At 71.8% G+C, this 18465-nt stretch carries 14 protein-coding genes; 3 read left to right on the top strand and 11 right to left on the bottom strand.

Features of this window, described 5'->3' with window-relative positions:
• Positions 1-75: 75 nt before the first annotated feature.
• On the top strand, positions 76-768 hold the full coding sequence (locus NZH93_RS33245; protein ID WP_259627238.1) for a nitroreductase family protein: 693 nt from the start codon (positions 76-78) through the stop codon (positions 766-768).
• Here NZH93_RS33245 and NZH93_RS33240 read toward each other — a convergent pair.
• The 3 genes from NZH93_RS33240 to pnuC are packed head-to-tail and all read right to left on the bottom strand — an operon-like array spanning position 758 to position 3435.
• The gene (locus tag NZH93_RS33240) at positions 758-1684 is read right to left on the bottom strand and encodes a phosphotransferase family protein (protein ID WP_259627237.1); all 927 of its coding nucleotides are present in this window, start codon (positions 1682-1684) and stop codon (positions 758-760) included. The genes NZH93_RS33245 and NZH93_RS33240 overlap by 11 nt on opposite strands.
• Before the next feature lie 24 nt (positions 1685-1708).
• A complete protein-coding gene (locus NZH93_RS33235; RefSeq protein WP_259627236.1) occupies positions 1709-2809 on the bottom strand; it encodes an AAA family ATPase in 1101 nt (366 codons plus the stop codon).
• Positions 2806-3435: a nicotinamide riboside transporter PnuC gene (gene pnuC / locus NZH93_RS33230; RefSeq protein WP_259627235.1), complete on the bottom strand. Its 630-nt coding sequence runs from the start codon at positions 3433-3435 to the stop codon at positions 2806-2808. Before pnuC ends, NZH93_RS33235 begins: the two co-directional genes overlap by 4 nt.
• Positions 3436-3483: 48 nt before the next feature.
• Here pnuC and NZH93_RS33225 point away from each other — a divergent pair, with 48 nt between their 5' ends.
• A complete protein-coding gene (locus NZH93_RS33225) occupies positions 3484-5352 on the top strand; it encodes an intein-containing Rv2578c family radical SAM protein (RefSeq protein ID WP_259627234.1) in 1869 nt (622 codons plus the stop codon).
• A gap of 541 nt (positions 5353-5893) precedes the next feature.
• On the opposite strand, the gene NZH93_RS33220 is transcribed toward NZH93_RS33225, so the two are convergent.
• Positions 5894-6445: a TetR/AcrR family transcriptional regulator gene (locus NZH93_RS33220; protein WP_259627233.1), complete on the bottom strand. Its 552-nt coding sequence runs from the start codon at positions 6443-6445 to the stop codon at positions 5894-5896.
• Between the two features lie 400 nt (positions 6446-6845).
• Between NZH93_RS33220 and NZH93_RS33215 the strand changes: the two genes are divergently transcribed.
• Positions 6846-7502: an NAD-dependent epimerase/dehydratase family protein gene (locus NZH93_RS33215; protein ID WP_259627232.1), complete on the top strand. Its 657-nt coding sequence runs from the start codon at positions 6846-6848 to the stop codon at positions 7500-7502.
• Here NZH93_RS33215 and NZH93_RS33210 read toward each other — a convergent pair.
• The 7 genes from NZH93_RS33210 to NZH93_RS33180 all read right to left on the bottom strand — a co-directional run.
• The gene (locus tag NZH93_RS33210; RefSeq protein WP_308214263.1) at positions 7475-8812 is read right to left on the bottom strand and encodes an MFS transporter; all 1338 of its coding nucleotides are present in this window, start codon (positions 8810-8812) and stop codon (positions 7475-7477) included. The two genes, NZH93_RS33215 and NZH93_RS33210, sit on opposite strands and share 28 nt — an antisense overlap.
• A gap of 8 nt (positions 8813-8820) precedes the next feature.
• A complete protein-coding gene (locus NZH93_RS33205) occupies positions 8821-10551 on the bottom strand; it encodes an ABC transporter ATP-binding protein (RefSeq protein ID WP_259627231.1) in 1731 nt (576 codons plus the stop codon).
• Positions 10552-10559: 8 nt separating this feature from the next.
• Positions 10560-11690, bottom strand: a complete 1131-nt coding sequence (locus NZH93_RS33200) for a glycosyltransferase (protein ID WP_259627230.1) — start codon at positions 11688-11690, stop codon at positions 10560-10562.
• Positions 11687-12487 carry an alpha/beta fold hydrolase gene (locus tag NZH93_RS33195; RefSeq protein WP_259627229.1) on the bottom strand — a complete coding sequence of 267 codons (801 nt, stop codon included), beginning with the start codon at positions 12485-12487 and terminating at the stop codon, positions 11687-11689. Before NZH93_RS33195 ends, NZH93_RS33200 begins: the two co-directional genes overlap by 4 nt.
• Entirely contained in the window at positions 12484-12828 is a 345-nt protein-coding gene (locus NZH93_RS33190; RefSeq protein WP_259627228.1) for an acyl carrier protein, read from the bottom strand. Before NZH93_RS33190 ends, NZH93_RS33195 begins: the two co-directional genes overlap by 4 nt.
• On the bottom strand, positions 12825-16991 hold the full coding sequence (locus NZH93_RS33185; RefSeq protein WP_259627227.1) for a beta-ketoacyl synthase N-terminal-like domain-containing protein: 4167 nt from the start codon (positions 16989-16991) through the stop codon (positions 12825-12827). The genes NZH93_RS33190 and NZH93_RS33185 overlap by 4 nt, the downstream gene beginning before the upstream one ends.
• A 5-nt stretch (positions 16992-16996) precedes the next feature.
• Positions 16997-18465: SDR family NAD(P)-dependent oxidoreductase (locus NZH93_RS33180; protein WP_259627226.1), on the bottom strand; the 1469-nt coding region annotated here is incomplete at its 5' end.

Here is an 18465-nt window from a genome sequence, read left to right as displayed (position 1 = left end):
CTGGGGTGCCCGACATCCGGACGGTTCGGCGGACAGGGGTTCTCCTCGCCACCCCACCCGAGCCACACTCGAACCGTGACGACGCACTGGACTCCCGACCACGGCCTCGACTTCGACCCCGTGCCGTACCGCCCGGCCCGGCTCGCCTTCGAGGAATCGCTGCGGATCTCGGCTGACCTGCGGGCGCGGATGGACGAACGCCGCACCGTGCGGATGTTCTCCGCGGACGCCGTGCCGGACGAGCTGGTGCTCAACGCCATCGCGGTCGCCGCGACCGCGCCCAGCGGCGCGCACCAGCAGCCGTGGACGTTCGTCGTGGTCAAGGACCCCGAGGTGCGCGCCCGCATCCGGGCCGCTGCGGAGGAAGAGGAGCGGATCTCCTACGCGGGCAGGCTCGGCGAGCAGTGGCTCGACGCCCTCCGTCCACTCGGGACGGACGACCACAAGCCGCACCTGACCGACGCGCCGCACCTGGTCGTCGTGTTCCAGCAGCGGTTCTACCTCGAACCCGACGGCAGCACGCGCAAGCACTACTACGTGGACGAGTCCGTCGGCATCGCGGTCGGGATGATGCTGACCGCACTGCACCTGTCCGGCCTGGCCGCGCTGACGCACACGCCGTCGCCGATGAGGTTCCTCGGCGAGGTGCTGGACCGGCCGCGCAACGAGAAGGCGTTCGCGGTCATCCCGATCGGCTACCCGGCCGACGACTGCGTCGTGCCGAACCTAATGCGCAAGTCGCTGGACCAGGTCGTGGTCACGGTCTAGCCAGGCGGCGGCGCACGCCCCCGGCGATGTCGGGCAGGAACCGGGTGTTGCCGACGATGCTGTGGAAGCACCACAGCTCCAGCGCGTGGTGCAGCGAGTAGACCGCCACGCGCTCGCGCCAGTCGTCCGGCAGCGGGCCGTAGCCCTCCAGCAGACCGGTCAGCTTGGCCTCGACGCCGAGGATCGAGTAGTAGTCGGTCTTGGCGATGTCGATCAGGGGATCGGCGGCGATGGCGTTCTCCACGTCGACGAACCCCGTGACGGCCCAGCCGTTCGGGCCCTCGGCGACCAGCACGTTGCCCTCGTGCAGGTCGTTGTGGCACAGCACGGGCGCCGCGCAGCTAGCGAACAGCCCGACCCGCTCGGCGACGTACGACTCCACGCCGCGGCGCAGCTCCGGGTCGCCGTCGAAGAGGGCGAGGGACCGGGCGAACCGGCGGGTCATGTAGGGGGTGTTGGCGGGCGCGGGGTCGACGACCTCGGTGGTGATCTCGCCGTAGCCGTCCTGGCCGATGTCGTGCACGGCGGCCAGGAACTCCCCGATGCCCCGGTAGAGCCCGCGGTGCTCGGCCTCGTCCATCCCCGCGGAGACCTCGGACATCGGCACGCCGGGAATCCTGCTCAGCACGGTGAAGGCCTCGTCGAGCAGGCCGCCCGCCCGTTCGACGTGCAGCACCTCGGGGACGGGACCGACACCGTGCCGGGCGAGCGTCCGGTAGACGTGGACCTCCTTGTCCTGCCGGTAGTCCCACTCCTCCGGGTAGACCTTGACGATCACCGGTTCGGCGCAGCGCAGCTCGTGGACGCCGCTCAGCTCGCCGCCGGTGCGGCGGATGACCTCGGTGAGCGTCGCCGACGGCGCCACGCGGCGCAGGATCGCCTCGGCGGCCCGGCGGGGGAGTTCGGCGTTCGACATGGTCGCGGACGGTAGACCGCCCGGTCACCCCTGGCGACCGGTTTTCGGCGCCTCCAGGGGTTTCGCGAAGCGGAAGTGCTCGGCGAGCACCTCCTCCACGGCCGTCGCCGCTTGCGCCAGCCGGTCGTCGGGCGTGCCGGTGAGCAGCCGCCACGGCACACCGCGGTCGGCCAGGCCCGCGGTGAACAGGCCCGTCATCGCCTCCCGGAGGTGCTCGCCGTCCCGCCAGCCGTCCTGCTCGAACGGCACCCCGACGTGGTCGGTCAGCAGGTACAGGGCGGGTTTCCGGGCGTCCGGCGCGATGTCGGGGTGCGGCGCGCCGAGGTAGCGGTGGCCCCAGACCGTCGCCGCCCACGGGTCGTTGTCGCACACCAGGACCGGTCCGTCCACGGCCGCGTCCTCGTCGATCCGCTGGCGCACGGCCACGTCCACGAAGTCGCCGACCGTCCACACCAGATCGTCCACCCCGGCGCGGGGGTCGAAGGCCTTGGCGGCGGCCAGCTTCAGCTCCGTGTGCCGCCTGCCGTACTCCGGCACCCACGGCGCGCCCAGCTCGGCGGCCAGCGCGCGCGACAGCGTCGTCGTCCCGGTGCTCTCCGCGCCCACCACGACGATCCGCGCGACGAGCCCGCGCCGCGTCGACGGCGCCAGGTGGTGCCAGTGGGCGGCCGGGTCGGCGCGCACCGCCGTGCCGGACACCGGGAACGCCGACCGCGCCGGGTCGACGGGCACGTGCTCCGCGCCCAGCCGCTTCGCCAGCTCGTCCCCGTAGGCCTCGCTGGAGAACACGGCGTCCACCGGCGCGCCCGTCGGGTCGCCGTCGAGGATCGCCCGACGGGCCAGCGCCGACCGCGTGACGCCCATGTGCAGTTCCCAGATCGCGTCGTCCTCGAAGTCCATCGGGTGGTCGTCGACGTCACCGACGACGACCACGCCGGGATCGTCCGCGTGCTCGGCGGCCAGCCAGGCCACCCGGTCGGCCAGCGGGATCGACTCGACGCTCGCCCCCAGCACGGCGACGGTCGTGCGCTCGCTGCTCGCCGCGGCCGTGCGGACCAGGTGGTGGTGCCCGGCGTGCGGCGGGTAGAACTTGCCGAGCACCAGCGCGTGGCGGAAGCGGGTCACGCGGCCACCAGGTCCCGGCGGTAGGCCTTCGACCAGGACCGCAGGCCCAGGACGCACAGGGCGATGAAGCCGAGGTACAGGACGGCCGTGAGCCACAGGCCCTTGTACGCGTAGAGCGGCACGTAGATGACGTCGGCGGCGATCCAGAGCCACCACGACTCCAGCTTCTTGCGCGTCTGGCCCCAGGTCGCCAGCAGCGACAGGACCGTCGTGATCGCGTCCGCCCACGGCACGGTCGACGACGTGAAGGCCGTCAGGACCCACACCAGGACACCGGTCAGCACGACGCCCGCGACGGCCAGCCAGAGCCACTGCGCCGTCGTCGTGCGGCTGACCGGCAGCGGCGTGTGCTCGACGCCGCCGCGCAGCCAGGACCACCAGCCGTAGAGCGCCAGTCCCAGGTAGACGACCTGCAACCCCGAGTCGGCGTAGAGGCCGCTGGTGGCGAACAGCGCGAGGAACGCCAGGTTGTTCAGGATGCCGATGGGCCAGTTCCAGGTGTTCTGCCGGGCCACCAACCACACGCAGAGGGCGCCCGTCACGAACCCGAACACCTCGCCCCAGGTGGTCGTGGCGCCCGCGAAGGTGAGCGCGGGGGTGGTGAAGAGTGACAGTAGGTAATCCAACGGGTGACTCCGATTGACGCCGGTTCGAACACGTGTTCGAATATTTGCATGCGATGGGACGGGCAGAAGGACGGGGCGGCGCCTCGGCAGGCGCTACCGGGGTTGCCGGGGCTCGTGCGCAGCGTACGAACTCCCGAGTTCGCCGAGGTGGTGTTCCACGAGGTCCACGCCAAGTCCGTGCTGAACAAGGTCCCCGGAGCCTCCCCGATGCCGTTCAAGTGGACGGTCAACCCCTATCGCGGGTGCACGCACGGCTGCACGTACTGCTTGGACGGTTCGACCCCGGTGCTGCTGGGCGACGGGAGGGTTCGGGCGCTCGCCGACCTGGAGGTCGGCGACGAGGTCTGCGGCACTCGTGGCGGTCGGTACGTTCGTACCACCGTCCTCGCGCACTGGCGCACCGTGAAGCCCGCGTTCCGGGTGGTCCTCGAGGACGGTGCGTCCCTGGTGTCCAGTGGGGACCACCGCTTCCTGACCACCGAGGGCTGGAGGCACGTGGCGTCCGGCTCCTGCGACCTCCCGCGGCTGGCGGTGGGTGACAGGCTGGTCGGGTTCGGCGGGTTCTCCGCCGGTCCCGAGCAGGACGCCGAGTACCGGAGCGGGTACCTGTGGGGCGTCGTCCGGGGCGGGCTGACCACCGAGCCCGAGGCGCTGGAGCGGGCCGAGCTGTACGCGGGCCTCGACCGTGACCGGATCGAGTGGCCCGTCGCGCCGGGGGACGGGTGGACCAAGGGGTTCCTCGCGGGCGTGTTCGACGCGGCGGGCCGGTGCGACGGCGGGGTGCTGCGGATCCGCACGGACCACCCCATCGTGGACGCCGTGGTGCTGGGGTTGAAACGCCTCGACTTCGACTGCACGGTCGAGGACGGCGTCACGCGGGTGCGCGGCGGCGCGCCGGAGGCCCTGCGGTTCTGCCACGTGGTCGACCCGGCTCGCAGCTCGTCCCGATCCGTCGACGCCGCGCCGCTCGACGCGGCCGTGGGCGTCGTCGCCGTCGAGGCGCTCGGGGAGGACCGGGAGCTGTTCGACATCACCACCGGCACCGGCGACTTCGTCGCCAACGGTGTCGTGAGCCACAACTGCTTCGCCCGCAACACGCACAGCTACCTCGACCTGGACACGGGCCACGACTTCGACACCCAGGTCGTGGTGAAGGTCAACGCCGTCCAGGTGCTCACCCGGCAGTTGCGGTCGACGCGGTGGCAGCGCGAGCACGTGGCGATGGGCACCAACACGGACCCGTACCAGCGGGCCGAGGGCCGGTACCGGCTGATGCCGGGGATCATCAAGGCGCTCGCCGACTCGGGCACCCCGTTCTCCATCCTGACCAAGGGCACGGTGCTCGCCCGCGACCTACCCCTGCTGACCGAGGCCGCGAAGTCCGTGCCGGTCGGGATCGGCGTGTCCCTCGCCCTGCTGGACCGCGACCTCCAGCAGTCGCTCGAACCCGGCACCCCCAGCCCCCAGGCCCGCCTGGACCTGGTCCGCCGGGTCCGGGACGCAGGCCTGCCCTGCGGCGTCTTCATCGCACCCGTCCTGCCCGCCCTGACCGACTCCGAGGAACACCTGGACGCCCTGCTGGGCGCGGTAGCGGCCACCGGAGCCACCGGCGTGACAGCACTCGCCCTACACCTGCGACCGGGCGCACGGGAGTGGTTCGCGTCCTGGCTGCTCCGCGAACACCCGGACCTGCTGGACGGGTACCGGAACCTGTACGGGTCCGGGAGCTACGCGGACAAGCGGTACCGGAGGTGGCTGGAGACCCGAATGCGGCCGCTGCTGAGACGGCACGGGTTCGTGGGGAGAGGAGAGGCCGGCGTGCCGGGCGACGGCGAGGGCCGCTGGCCGAACGGCGCGCTGCCCGCAGGAGTGCCTACGCAGAGGGGGATTGACCGGGACCAGTTGACGCTGTTGTAGGGGGTGGGTTTGTCGGGTGGTGGTGCGATGGGCTGAGTGCGTCTGGTTTTGGCCGGGTGGTGGTGCGATGGGCTGAGCGTGCCTGGTTTTGGCCGGGTGGTGGTGCGACAGGCTGAGCGCGTCTGGCTTTCGCCTGGCGGTGGTGCGACGGGCTGAGCGCGCCTAGCTTTCGCCTGGCGGCGGTGCGCCTGGCTTTGGCCTGGTGGTGGCCGTGTCCGGCTTTGGTCCTGTGTTGGTGTGCTTGGCTTTCGTCTGGCGGTGGTGCGCCTGGCTTTCGCCGCGTTGCGGTGGGTGACGGGGCCGGTGCTCGGTTCGGGCGGCCTGCCGGTCGGGTCGCGCGGTGTCCGGAACCGCGCTCCTCGATCCCGCCGGTTGGCTGGTGAACTAGCGCTCGGCTCGTGAATCACCTGGCTCACCGCGACCAGCGTCGACCTGGGTGGCGGCGCCCCGGCGTGGAACAGTTCGCGCCGCTCACCTGCCCAACGCTGCCACCCCCACCCGACTGCTGCCTGAATCCGCGCTCTCGGCGCGTCGGGGTGGGCTATTCGGAATGTTGGGGGGACAGGCCGTCCAGCACTATGTCGACCGCTCTGTCCACGACGGTCCGGTCACCCCTGGCGTTGGCCAGCGCTCTGATCAGCAGGTAGACCTCATCGACGGTCGCGTCCGCCCGCACCTCGCCGGCCTGCTGGCCACGGGACAGCAACTCCTCGACGGCGTCGCGCACCATGATGGCCGCGGCCATCACCTCGTCGGTTGAGTCGGTCGGGTCGGCGGGTTCTTCCAGCAACGCGACGAGCGCGAGCTTCGCCGGAGCGCCGGAAACCATCTCGCGGAACGTTTCCCGAAACGCCGCTCCGGCTTCGCCGCCTTCACTGCGCGCTCGCGCTGTTTCGGCTAGCAGCGTGAGGTGTCGAACGATCGTGGCCTTGAGCAGCGCCCGTTTGGTCGGGAAATGCCGGAAAACCGTACCGATACCGACACCGGCGCGCCGCGCGACCTCGTCGGTCGAGCCGGCGTTGCCGGACTCACCAAAAACCTCTTCGGCAGCAGCCAACACCCGGTCCCGGTTAGCCCGCGCGTCACTCCGCATCCCACCATCCTCCCTCCCCAACAGTCTCACTCCCGCCGACCACCCCTTGCTAACCGGAGTTTGAACTCCGTATCATCCGGAGCGAATACTCCGCTTGGAAGGACATACACGATGTCGACCCCTGAAGACGTATTCCGCGCCATCCTCGACGGCGCCTGCCGGTTGCAGAACGGCGACCGCAGCCAGGTGGACAAGCTGGCCGCGTTCTACGCCGAAGAAACCGATGTACGACACCCAATGGCCCCACTCGGCGACACCCCGCTGCTCAGTCGGGAAGCAATCCGGGAGCACTTCGCCGGGGCGGGATCGGCGGATCTGGCGGGGTTTCGTGTTGAGGATGTGTGTGTTCATGGCAAGACAGATCCGTTCACCCCTCCCCCCATTGCTCTAGCCTTCGCTCATGAAGGTCATCGTCTTCGGTGCCAGTGGCATGGTCGGCCAGGGTGTGTTGCGGGAATGTCTGGTCGCGTCCGATGTGGAGTCCGTCCTCTCCATCGGCCGCCGCCCCACCGGCAAATCCGACCCCAAACTCACCGAAGTCATCCACACCGACTTCTCCGACCTCTCCCCCCTCCGAGACCAGCTAACCAACTACGACGCCTGCTTCTTCTGCCTGGGCGTCTCCTCCGTAGGCATGAACGAACCCGACTACACCCGAATCACCTACGACTTCACCCTCGCCGCCGCCCGCCTCCTCTCTGAACTCAACCCGAACTCGACCTTCATCTACGTCTCCGGCGCCGGTACCGACACCTCCGAGAAGGGCCGCCAGATGTGGGCGCGGGTCAAGGGGAAGACGGAGAACGACGTGATGGCGTTGTCACCAAGGGGATACGCGTTCAGGCCCGGATACATCCAGCCGTTGCACGGTGTGGTGTCGCCGCACCGGTGGGCGAATCGTCTCTACAAGGTGTTCGGACCGGCCTACCCGCTGCTGAACAAGCTGTTCCCCAAGGTGACCACCACGACCGAGAACCTCGGCCTCGCCATGCTGGACGTCGCCAGGACGCACCCGGCGAAGAAGATCCTCTACAGCGTGGACTTCAACGCTCGTTGACCGGTTGTCGCCGCGCCCAGCACGGTGACCGCCACCCCGCAGCCCGCGATGATCCACCAGCCGACCGCGCTGCCGGCGAAAGCGCCGATCAGGGCGACGCCCAGTGCCGCGCCGACCTGGCGGCTGGTGGAGGCGATGGCCGCGGCCACGCCCGCCTGTTCGGTGGGCATCCCGGAGACGGCGGTGTTCGTGATCGGTGCGTTCACCATGCCGAACCCGATGCCGAACGCGGTGTACGCGACGACCAGCAGCGCGATCGGTGAGTCGGGGCCGGTCCTGGTCAGCAGGAGGCCCGCGGTGGTGAGGCCGACTCCGGCGACCAGCAGCGGGACCCGTGCTCCCCAAGCGCCTACGAGACGGCCGGACAGGGGAGCGAAGATGGCGGTCATGGCGGCCATGGGCAACGTCAGCAAACCCGCGTGCAAGGCGGAGAAGCCGCGGGTTTCCTGGAGGTAGATGCTGTTGAGGAACAGGAAGCCGCCCAGCGCGGCGAAGGCGCAGACCGCGATCACCGTGGCGCCGGAGAAGGGGATGCTGCGGAAGAAGCGCAGTTCCAGGAGTGGGTCCTCGCGGCGGGGCTCGTAGAAGAGCAGGGCGGCGAGCGCCAGTGCGGCCGCGGTGAAGCAGCCGATGATCAGTGGTGACGTCCAGCCCTTGCCGGGGCCCTCGATGATCCCGAAGACGGTTCCCGCGAGGATCACGATCACCAGTAGTTGGCCGACCGGGTCCAGTCGGCGGGGGTTCGGGGCCTTCGACTCCGGGACGAAGAGGGCCGTGAGGACGATGGCCAGCACGCCGACCGGGACGTTGAGCCAGAAGATCGACCGCCAGCCGATCGTCTCCACCAGCGCGCCGCCCACGAGCGGGCCCGCGGCCATGCTGAGGCCGACCACGCCGCCCCAGACGCCGATGGCCCTGGCGCGTTCGCGCTTCTCGGTGAAGGTGTTGGTGATGATCGACATGGCGACCGGGTTGAGCATGGAGCCGCCCGCGGCCTGGACCATGCGGAACACGATGAGCAGGCCGACGGACGGCGCGATGCTGCACAGCAGCGAGCCGAGGCTGAAGAGGACCAGGCCCGTCTGGAACGTGCGGCGCCTGCCCAGGCGGTCGGCGGTGGAGCCGGACAGCACGAGCAGGGCCGCCAGGACGAGCGTGTACGCGTCGACCGTCCACTGGAGTCCGGTCACCGAGGCGTCCAGCTCCTCGCGGATCGACGGCAGCGCGAGGTTCACGATCGTCGCGTCCAAGCCGACGATGAAGAGGCTCATGCAGCAGATGGCGAGCACGAGCGGTTTGCGTACCGGCACACCACCGACTATTCCATAGCATCGGCAAGGAGTTGGGTCGACGCCAGTTCGCGGTACAGGTCGTCGTCGTCCACCAGCGAGCGGTGCGTGCCCCTCGCCCGCACCGATCCGTGTTCCAGCACCACGATCTGGTCGACCTCGGTCACCGTCGACAGGCGGTGCGCGATCAGGACCACGGTGCAGCGCCGCGCGGCGCTGGTGACGGCGTCCCGCAGGGCCTGCTCGTTGCGGGCGTCGAGCTGCGCCGTGGCCTCGTCGAGGAGGAGCACCTGCGGTTTGCGGAGCAACGCCCTGGCGATGGCCAGCCGCTGGCGCTCGCCGCCGGACAGGGTCACGCCGCGCGGCCCTACGGAGGTGTCCAGGCCCAGCTCAAGACCGTTCACCAGGGTGTCGAGGCAGGTCACGCGCAGTGCCTCGGCGATGTCCTCGTCCGTCGCCGAAGGGGCGGCGTAGAGGAGGTTGTCGCGGATGGTGCCCGCCATCGCGGGAGCGTCCTGCTCGACGTAGGCGATGCGTCGGCGGACCTCGGCGCGGGTCATCGAGGAGACGTCCCGGCCGTCGATGAGGACCGAGCCCGCCACCGGGTCGTAGAAGCGCTGGAGCAGGGCGAACATGGTGGTCTTGCCCGCGCCGGACAGGCCGACCAGCGCGGTCTGGGTGCCGCCCGCGATGGTGAAGGAGACGCCCTGCAACGCGGGGGCGCGGCCGGGGTAGGAGAAGTGGACGTCCCGCAGTTCGATCGACGGCGGGGGCAGGCCGTCGGGGAGCGCCACGAGCGCGGCCACGTCGTCCTCGATGGGCATGTCGCGGACCTCCTCGATGCGGCCCACCGCGCCAAGGCCCTGCTGGAGCTTGCTGGCGCCGCCGATGAGGGAGGCGATCGGGCCCGCCAGGAAGAACACGTAGAGGAGGAACGCGATCAGCGAGGCCACCGACAGGTCGCCGGACGCCACGAGCATCCCCCCGAAGCCGAGCACGGCCAGGAAAGCGCCCTGGATCGACGCGCCGGAGACGACGCTGACGATCGCGGAGTAGCGCGCGCCGACGAGTCCGGCCTGGTAGGCGTGCTCGACGGCGTCCTCGGCGCGGGCGGTCTCGCGGTCCTCCGCGCCGTTCGCCTTCACGGTCCTGGCGGCGCCCAGCGTGCGGTCGAGGGTGGCGCCGATCGCGCCGACCGACTCCTGGGCCCGTGCCACGGCCTGGCGGATGCGGGGCAGCACGAGGGTCAGGACCACCGCGACCGCGAACAGGACCAGCAGCGTCACGCCGAGCAGCCCGAGGTGCAGGGTGCCCATCAGCACGATCGCGCCGACGAGCGTCAGCGCGCCGTTGACGACCAGGATCAGGCCCTCGGTCGCCGCGCTCTGGAGCAGGGTGCTGTCGGACGTGACCCTGGCGATCAGGTCGCCCGGCGGGCGCCGGTCCAGCTCGGGGACGCGGAGCCGGATGAGCCGGAACACCAGGCCGCGGCGGACGTCGCGGACGACGCTCTCCGACGTGCGCTGCTGGAGCCACGCCGTCCCGCCGGTCAGCGCGGCCCCCGCGAGCAGCAGGGCGGCGAGCGCGAGGATCGGGCCCGTCACGCCGCCGCCGGTGCCCAGCGCGCTCAGCACGTCCTGCGCCACCAGCGGCTGGGCGAGGCCGCAGGCGCTGGCCAGCAGGGTCAGCGCGAGCGTGGACAGCAGGACCGCGCGGTGCGGCCTCGCGTACGACAGCAGCGTGCCGAAAGATCCGGACATCGGGGTCCTCACACCTTCTCGAGGTGGTCGGCGGCGCGGGTCGCGCCGCCTGCCGCGCGGAACGAGTCGCCGACGAGCGCGGCGGCCTTGCGGTGGCCGTTCGCCTCGTCGAGCACGGCCGTGACGGCATCGGACAGGTGGGTCGAGGTGGCGCGGGAGAAGCGCACCCGCACGCCCGCGCCCGCGTCGACGACCTGGCCCGCGACGATGGGCTGGTCGTCGCGGATCGGCGCGACGACGAGGGGGACGCCGTGCCACAGCGCCTCGCACACCGTGTTGTGGCCCGCGTGGCAGACCACGGCGTCGACGTGGGGGAGCAGGTCGAGCTGTGGGACGTGCCGCCGCACCAGGACGTTGTCGCCGACCTCGGTCAGCGAGCTGTCCGGGTCGACCAGCACGGCCCGGACGTCCAGGCGCGCCAACGCCTGCGCGGCCTGGGCGAGGAAGCGGTGACCGGCGTCGGCGTTCGCCGTGCCCAGGGTGACCAGCACGGTGGGCGCGTCGCGGGTCAGCCACTCCCACGGGAAGTCCGCTGTGGACGGTCGGGGGACGATGGATGGGCCGACCAGCCACACGTCGTCGTGGGGGAGGTCGACCTCGCCGAGCAGTTCCCGCGTGGTGAACGCGAGGACGCCGTGCGGCGACATCCTCGGGTCCGGTCCGCCGTGCCCGCCGCGCAGCGCGTCGATCCGCTCGGCGAGCCACGCCTTGACCTTCGGCATGCCTGCCAACGGGTCCACGAGTTCGGCGGACGTCGTGGCGGACGTGATCCACGGGACGCCGAGCTCCTCGGCGACCAGCCCACCCGCGATGGCCTGCTGGTCGGCGACCACGACGTCCGGCCGGAACGCCCCGATCGCCGTGCGCACACCGGGTTTCATGGCCTCGCCCAGCGGCAGCAGGAACTCCTGCCACAGGAACCGGAACGCCGCCGGGCCGGTCAGGTCCGAGCCGCGCGGCACCAGTTCCGGTGACGCGCAGCCGAACACCCGCGCGTCCGGTCCGACGAGCTTCCCGATCGCGTCGTGGTGGCCCGCCCACGCGACCTCGTGGCCGCGCGAGACCAGTTCCGCGGCGACCCCGATGGTCGGGTTGACGTGCCCGACCAGCGGCGGCACCACGAAGAGGAACCGGCTCACCCGACGCGGCCCAACGCGTGGTCGCGCACCCAGCCCAGGATCGCGTCGCGGGTCTCGTCCGTGCGCTCGATCAGCACCGAGTGGCCCTGGTCGGGCAGCACGACCGTGCGGCACGACGCCAGGTACGACTCGAAGTACGGCACCTGCCGCGACAGCCCCGAATCGGCGCCGAAGATCGCCAGCACCGGGCAGCGGATCGCCGACAGGTCGTCCGCGATCGTGTCGCTGACCGGGATGTCCTCCAGCATCGAGGTCACCTGGAGCAGCCTGCCCGCGGCCCGTGACAGCCGGGCGGTGTGCTTGCCGTTGTTGACCGCGATCCAGTCGATCACCGCGTCCTGGGTGAGCTGCGACTTGGCCAGGTCAAGGCCCTCGGCCATCCGCACGGTCCACGCCTGGACGGGCGGCTCGGCCTCGATGGCGATGACCGTGGCGACCCGCTCCGGGTGCGCTGCGGCGAGGCCGAACGCGATGCTGCCGCCGAAGGAGTTGCCGACCAGGTGCACGGGCCGGGTGATGTCCATGGCGTCCAGCAGCGACACCAGGTCGGAGACGAACCGCTCCAACTGGTAGCCGGTCGCCGGTCGGCCGGACTTGCCGTGCCCGCGCAGGTCGTACATCACCACGTCGACGCCCGCCGCCGCGAACGCGGGCCCGAGGGTGAAGTAGTAGCTCGCCAGGCTGTCGGTGAGCAGGCCGTGGATGAACACCACGACCGGCGCCTCGCCGTCGACCGGGATCGTCGGCGGGAGGCGCTGCACGTGGGTGTCGAGGTCGCCCGCGAGGATCTTCGTCATCCGCGGGCCGCTTCGCGCAGCGACACCACGACGTGGTCGACGAGCTGGCCGACGGTCATCGCGATGATCTCCTCCAGGTCGAACCCCGCGATGAACTCGGCGAAGTTGACCTGGTTGCCGTAGCGCTCCTTGAGGTCGGCGGAGAGCGAGACGAGGTCGATGCTCTCCAACTCCAGGTCCTCGTGGAACTTGGTGGCCATGGTGATCTCGACGTCGTCGAGGCCGTACTCGTCCAGCAGGACGCGCAGCATCCCGGAGATCTCGGCGAGCACCGCTTCGCCGGTGATCTGGTCCTGGGTGACCTGGCCTTCGGTGACCGGCGCGGTGGTTTCGACGCTCATGTGCCCATCTCCTGTTCGTCGTCGGCCGTCCAGGCCACGATGTACTCCCTGCTCGGCAGACCCGGCGGGTTGCCGATCCGTGCGCACCGCACTTCGGGGACCGCGCCGTCGGAGGGTGCGAAGCGCGCTCCGAAAGCTTTTTCCAGAGCCGCACTGCTCGCCTTCGCCACGGCGTCCGGGTCGTCCGCAGGCTCGACGGCGATACCGCAGCGACCACGTCGGGCGATCCCGACGCCGAGTTCCCCGTGATGGGCGACCGACACCGTCAACGGGGGAGCCTCCCGCCCGTGCACGCCCACGACCTCGTTGTCGCGCAACAGGAGTTCGGCCGGGAACACCTCGCCCTCGCCGTGCTCCCACATCCAGCGGCGCACCGCGTCCTTCGCCGCGATCCGGCCCAGCAGCCACTGCCGCTTCGCCCGCGGCGACTGCTGGTCGTACTGCTCGCGCTCGGCGCTGCCGAGCTGGTTGCGCATGATCAGCTCGCGGGTCGCCAGGTCCGGCCACCGCTCGTGCACGCGCGTCCAGCCGCCATCCTCCACAGTGGACAGCGTGTTGCGGCCCGGCGCCCGGTCGTTCGCGCGGATGTTCGGGTCGCTGTCGAACCGGCGGTCCGACCAGCCGTCGAACTCCGCCCACACGCGGCCGCGGCGGACGAGCTGCATGTCCGCGGTCAGGGCGTTGTCGGTCACGGAGGTGATGCGCACCAGGCACTCCAGCTCCTCCCCGGCGGCCGGGTGGTCGCCGTGGAAGCGGATGCGGTGGATCGCGACCGGGAACACCGTCGTGCGGTCCGGCAGCGACGCCATGATCCAGTAGCCGAGCACCTGGCCGACGTTGTCCAGCAGCGCGCCGGGCGCGGCGGGCGTGACCAGCCTGGCGCGCACGTGCTTCGGGCCGATCGCCGTCAGCTCCTCGACCCCCTGGAACCGGGGGCCGTGGAACATCCAGCGCTCGTCGTACAGCTCGCGCGCGGTCAGGTCCGGCTTCCGCTCGTCGGTGAACGTCCAGGGCGCGGGCGCCTGGGCGGGGAACTCCGGCGCCAGTTCGACGACCGCGCGGGAGTAGCCGTCCAGCGAGGCCAGCACCCGGTCGTCACCCGCGGGCACGACGCTGACCGGCACGTCGACCGACGGGATGGCCGTGATCCACTGGCTGAGCCGCACGTCGTGCACCGCGACGGCCCGCTGTCCGGGAGCCGCCTGCTCGGCGAACGCCATCAGGTGGCCGATCACCGTCGTGGCGGGCACGACCGGCCAGCTATCGACGTGGTCGGGCCAGCCTGGGCGCTGCTGGAAGAAGCAGTGGTCCAGCAGGTAGGGCATGGTGTCGACGGACACCGGCAGCACCGCGTCGAGCTTCCGCACCGAGGGAGCGGGGGCGGGCCTGCGTTTCGTGAGCAGCTCGGCCGCCACGTCCGCGGTGTCCTTGAGCAGCAACGACAACTCCGCCGCGAGCGGCGAGCCGTCGACCAGGCTGTCCAATGCGGACGCCTGGCCGGGCACCCGCAGCCGGGTGCGCGAGTCGAGCGTGATGAGCGCACCGCCGAGGTCCAGCCGGACCGGCGCCCGCCGCCGCTTCGCGGACTCGGGGAGCAGCGGCCGGACGTCCGGTTCGGCGCCGTCGACCCACAGCGCGGTCACGACCCGGCGCACCTGGTCGATCCCGTCGCGGTGCGGCGAGTGCGCGGACACGACCAGGGTGTCGTTGCCCTGCACCGTGTCCGTGATCAGCGACCCGGTCTGGCCGACGCCGAGCTGCACGAACGCCCGGAACCCGGCCGCGTGCATGGCCTCGACCATCGGCCGGAACCGCACGGGCTCCAGCAGGTGCCGGACGAACAGGGCGCGCACCTCGTCCGGGTCGGTCGGGAACTCGCTCGCGGTCGTGGCCGACCACACCGGCACCCGCGCCGGGTTGATGTCGTAGGTCTCCGCCGCCCGCTGGATCGGCGCGAGGTAGGGCTCGAGCATCGGCGTGTGGAAACCGGACTGGAACGGCAGCACCTGGCTGATCACGCCGTCGGCGCGGAACCTCAGCACCAGCGCCTCGACGGCTTCGGCCGGTCCGCAGACCATCGACTGGCTGGGCGCGTTGTCGTGGGACAGCACCACGTCGTCCTGGTTCGCGAGTGCGGCCAGCACCTGGTCGGCCGGGGCGCCGAGCACCGCGAACGCCAGGCCGGGCACGCGCAGCGCGTCCGGGTCGAAGGCGCTGAGGAACGCGTCGACCTGGTGCGCGGAGTGGATCCCCCCGGCGGCCATCGCGGTCCACTCGCCGACGCTGTGCCCCGCGACGCCGTCCGGCCGCACGCCGAGTTCGCGCAGCACGGTGTCCAGGAGCCTGCCGAGCTGGAACACGCCCGTGCCGTGCCTGCCGACGTCGCCGACGAGCGCTTCGGAGCGCCAGTCGAGGCCGAACCGGCGGGCGAGCGCGTCCACGGACGGCGCGAAGTCCGCCTCCAGACCGGGGAAGATGAACGCGAGCTTGCCGCCCCCGGTGCCCAGCAGGGGTTTCGGCGCGAACCACACGTCGTTGCGGCCCCGCCAGCCCGCGCCCTTGGCCACGGCCTTGCGCGCCAGCGCGAGGCGTTTCGGGGTGGGGTCGACGATCCCGAGCCGGGTCGGCCCGGTCGCCGCCTCGCGCTCGTCCAGGCTCGCGGCGAGCACGGTCGCGTCGTCGGTGTCGAGCAGCGCGGCCAGGTGGCCGGGGGACGCCGCGGACAGCCGCAGCACCCGTTCCGGTTCCAGCACCACGGCCGGACCCGGCCTGCTGGTGGGGGCCTGCTCCAGCACGACGTGCGCGTTGATGCCGCCGAACCCGAACGCGTTCACGCCCGCCCGCCGCACCTCGTCGACCCACGGCCGGACCTCGGCGATCGGCCGGAACCGGGTGGTCGCCAGCGCCGGGTGCGGGTCCTCGCAGTGCAGGGTGGGCGGCAGGACTCCGTGGTGCACGGCCAGAGCGGCCTTCACCAGCGCGGCGACGCCCGCCGCCGGCATGGTGTGGCCGATCATGGACTTGACCGAGCCGATCACCGGCCGGTCGGTCGCGGACGCGGGCCCGAACACCTCGGCCAGCGTCGCGAGTTCGGCCGCGTCACCGGCGGGGGTGGCCGTGCCGTGGGCTTCCAGCAGACCGATCGAGCCCGACGCGGTCGGATCGGTGCCCGCGGCGAGCCACGCCTGGCGGATCGCGCGGACCTGGCCGCCGGTGTCCGGGTTGACGAGCGACGCGGTGCGGCCGTCGCTGGCGACACCGGTCCCGGTGATCACCGCGTACACCCGGTCGCCGTCGCGCTCGGCGTCGGCGAGGCGCTTCAGCACCACCACACCCGTGCCCTCGCCGATCAGCACGCCGTCCGCGCCCTTGTCGAACGGACGGATGCGCTGGCTCGGTGACAGGGCGCCGAGCTGGGTGAAGACGCTCCACAGCGTGATGTCGTGGCAGTGGTGCACCCCGCCCGCGAGCACCACGTCGCAGCGCCCGTCGGCGAGTTCGCGCACCGCGTGGTCGACCGCGACCAGCGAGGACGCGCAGGCCGCGTCCACGGTGTAGGCGGGGCCGCGCAGGTCGAGCCGGTTCGCCACGCGGGACGCGGCGAGGTTCGGCACCAGCCCGATCGCGGACTCCGGGGAGTCCGGGCCGAGCTGGTCGCTGAACGCCTGCCGCACCTGCTCCAGCTTCTCGTCGCCCAGTTCCGGCATGAGCTGGCCGAGCGTGCGCACGAGCTGGCGCGCTGTCCGGACCCGCTGGTCCAGCCGGGCCAGCGCGGGCGTCAGGTAGCCGCCGCGGCCGAGCACCACGCCGACGCGCTCCCGGTCGACCGGCAGCCGGGCGTCGCCGCCCGCGTCCGCGATGGCCGCCGCCGCGACGTGCAGGGCGATCAACTGGTCGGGTTCGGTGCCCGCCACGGAGTTCGGCATGATCCCGAAGCTCACGACGTCGACCTCGGCCAGCGGGTCTACGAAACCGCCGCGGCGGCAGTAGACCCGGTCGGCCCGGCGTGCCAGGTCGGGCTCGTAGTAGTCGGCGTCCCAGCGGCCGGCCGGGACCTCGGTGATCGCGTCCACGCCGCTGGTGATGTTGCCCCAGTACGTGTCCAGGTCCGGCGCGCCGGGCAGCAGGACCGACATGCCGACGATGGCGACAGGGGTGCTCATCGTCGTCACCAGCCCGATGCCGTGTAGACCACCGAGTCCAGCGCCTCCGGGCCCCAGGCGAGTTCGCGCAGCAGGCTGAGCGCGCCCTCCTCCGGGTCGATCAGCTTGATGCCGCGCTTGGCGTAGGACCGCATCAGCTCCGGCGTCACCATGCCGTTGTTGACGCCGGTCGGCGCCCACGGTCCCCAGTGGACGGTCAGCGCGCGGTAGGAGCACCGGCGCGCCAACGATTCCAGTGCGTCGTTCGCGGCGGCGTAGTCGGACTGGCCGCGGTTGCCCAGCACCGCGGCGATGCTGCCGAAGAACACCGCGAACCGCGGCCCGTTCGGCAGCCCGTCGACGGCTTCGAGGAGCGTCTTGGCGCCGTCGACCTTGGTGGCGAACACCCGGCCGAACGACTCGGCGGTCTTCTCCGCGATCAGCTTGTCCTCGATGACCCCGGCCGCGTACACGACGCCGTCGAGCCTGCCGTGCTCGGTGTGGATCTCCTTGACCGCGCGGTGCACGGCCTCGACGTCCCGCATGTCCACGGAGTGGTAGCGCACCGCGCTGCCCAACTCGGTCAGCCGCCGCACGGTGTCGCGCACCTCCCGCACGGCCTCGATCCGCCCGATCTCCCGTTCGATCTCGGCCGGGACCCGCAGCCCGCTCGCGATCAGCGCGGCCCGCAGGGCGGCGGGGTCGGCCGCCGCCGCGATGGCGGGCGGCTCGTCCTCGGTGGGCAGCGCGGTGCGGCCCAGCAGTTCGATCCGGCACCGGCTCGCGCTCGCCACCGTGGCGGCGAAGCGGGCGGTGATGCCCTTCGCGCCACCGACCAGCAGCACGACGGAGTCGCGGTCGAGCCCGATCGCCAGCGCTTCGGCGGCGCCGTCACCGGCCGGGCCCGCGCCGGAGCTGCCGAGCAGCCCCAGGTCGGTCTCGACCATCCGCAGCCCGACCCGGCCCGCTCCGGTGATCCGGACGACGGGTTCTCCGTCGGTGGCCCCGAGTTCGGCGACCAGCGCGTCCACCCGGACCTCACCGTCGAACTCGACGACCTTCACCGCCGTGTCGGGGTACTCCCTGGCGGCGCTGCGGGTGAACCCGCGCAGGCCTTCGCCGGACCCCACGACGACCAGGTGGCGAGGACCGTTGGCCAGCAACGCCCGGAACAGCGGGAACGCCTCGGGCAGCGCGGTCGAGCGGTCGAGGTGGAACACGCCGTCGACCGTCGCGGCCGGGTCGCGGGTCACCTCCGCGCCCAGGTCCACGAGCCGTGCCACCAGTTCCTCGCCGTCGCCGACGACCAGGAAGCGCCGACCGGCCAACGATTCGGGGGCGGTGGCCGACGGCAGCGCGAACTCCGCCATCACCAGCCGCTGCGGGGCGATCACCACCGCCTCGGCGCCGGTGTTCTCGATCGCCTTCGGCGCCGGTGCCCCACCTCCACCGAGCAGCGCGGTGATGGCGGCGGCGGTGCGGGCTTGGGAGAGTT

Source organism: Umezawaea endophytica, from assembly GCF_025061645.1.
Lineage (GTDB): Bacteria > Actinomycetota > Actinomycetes > Mycobacteriales > Pseudonocardiaceae > Umezawaea > Umezawaea endophytica.
The sequence above is the reverse complement of the archived record's forward strand: the minus strand, read 5'-3'. Positions and strand labels throughout refer to the sequence as shown.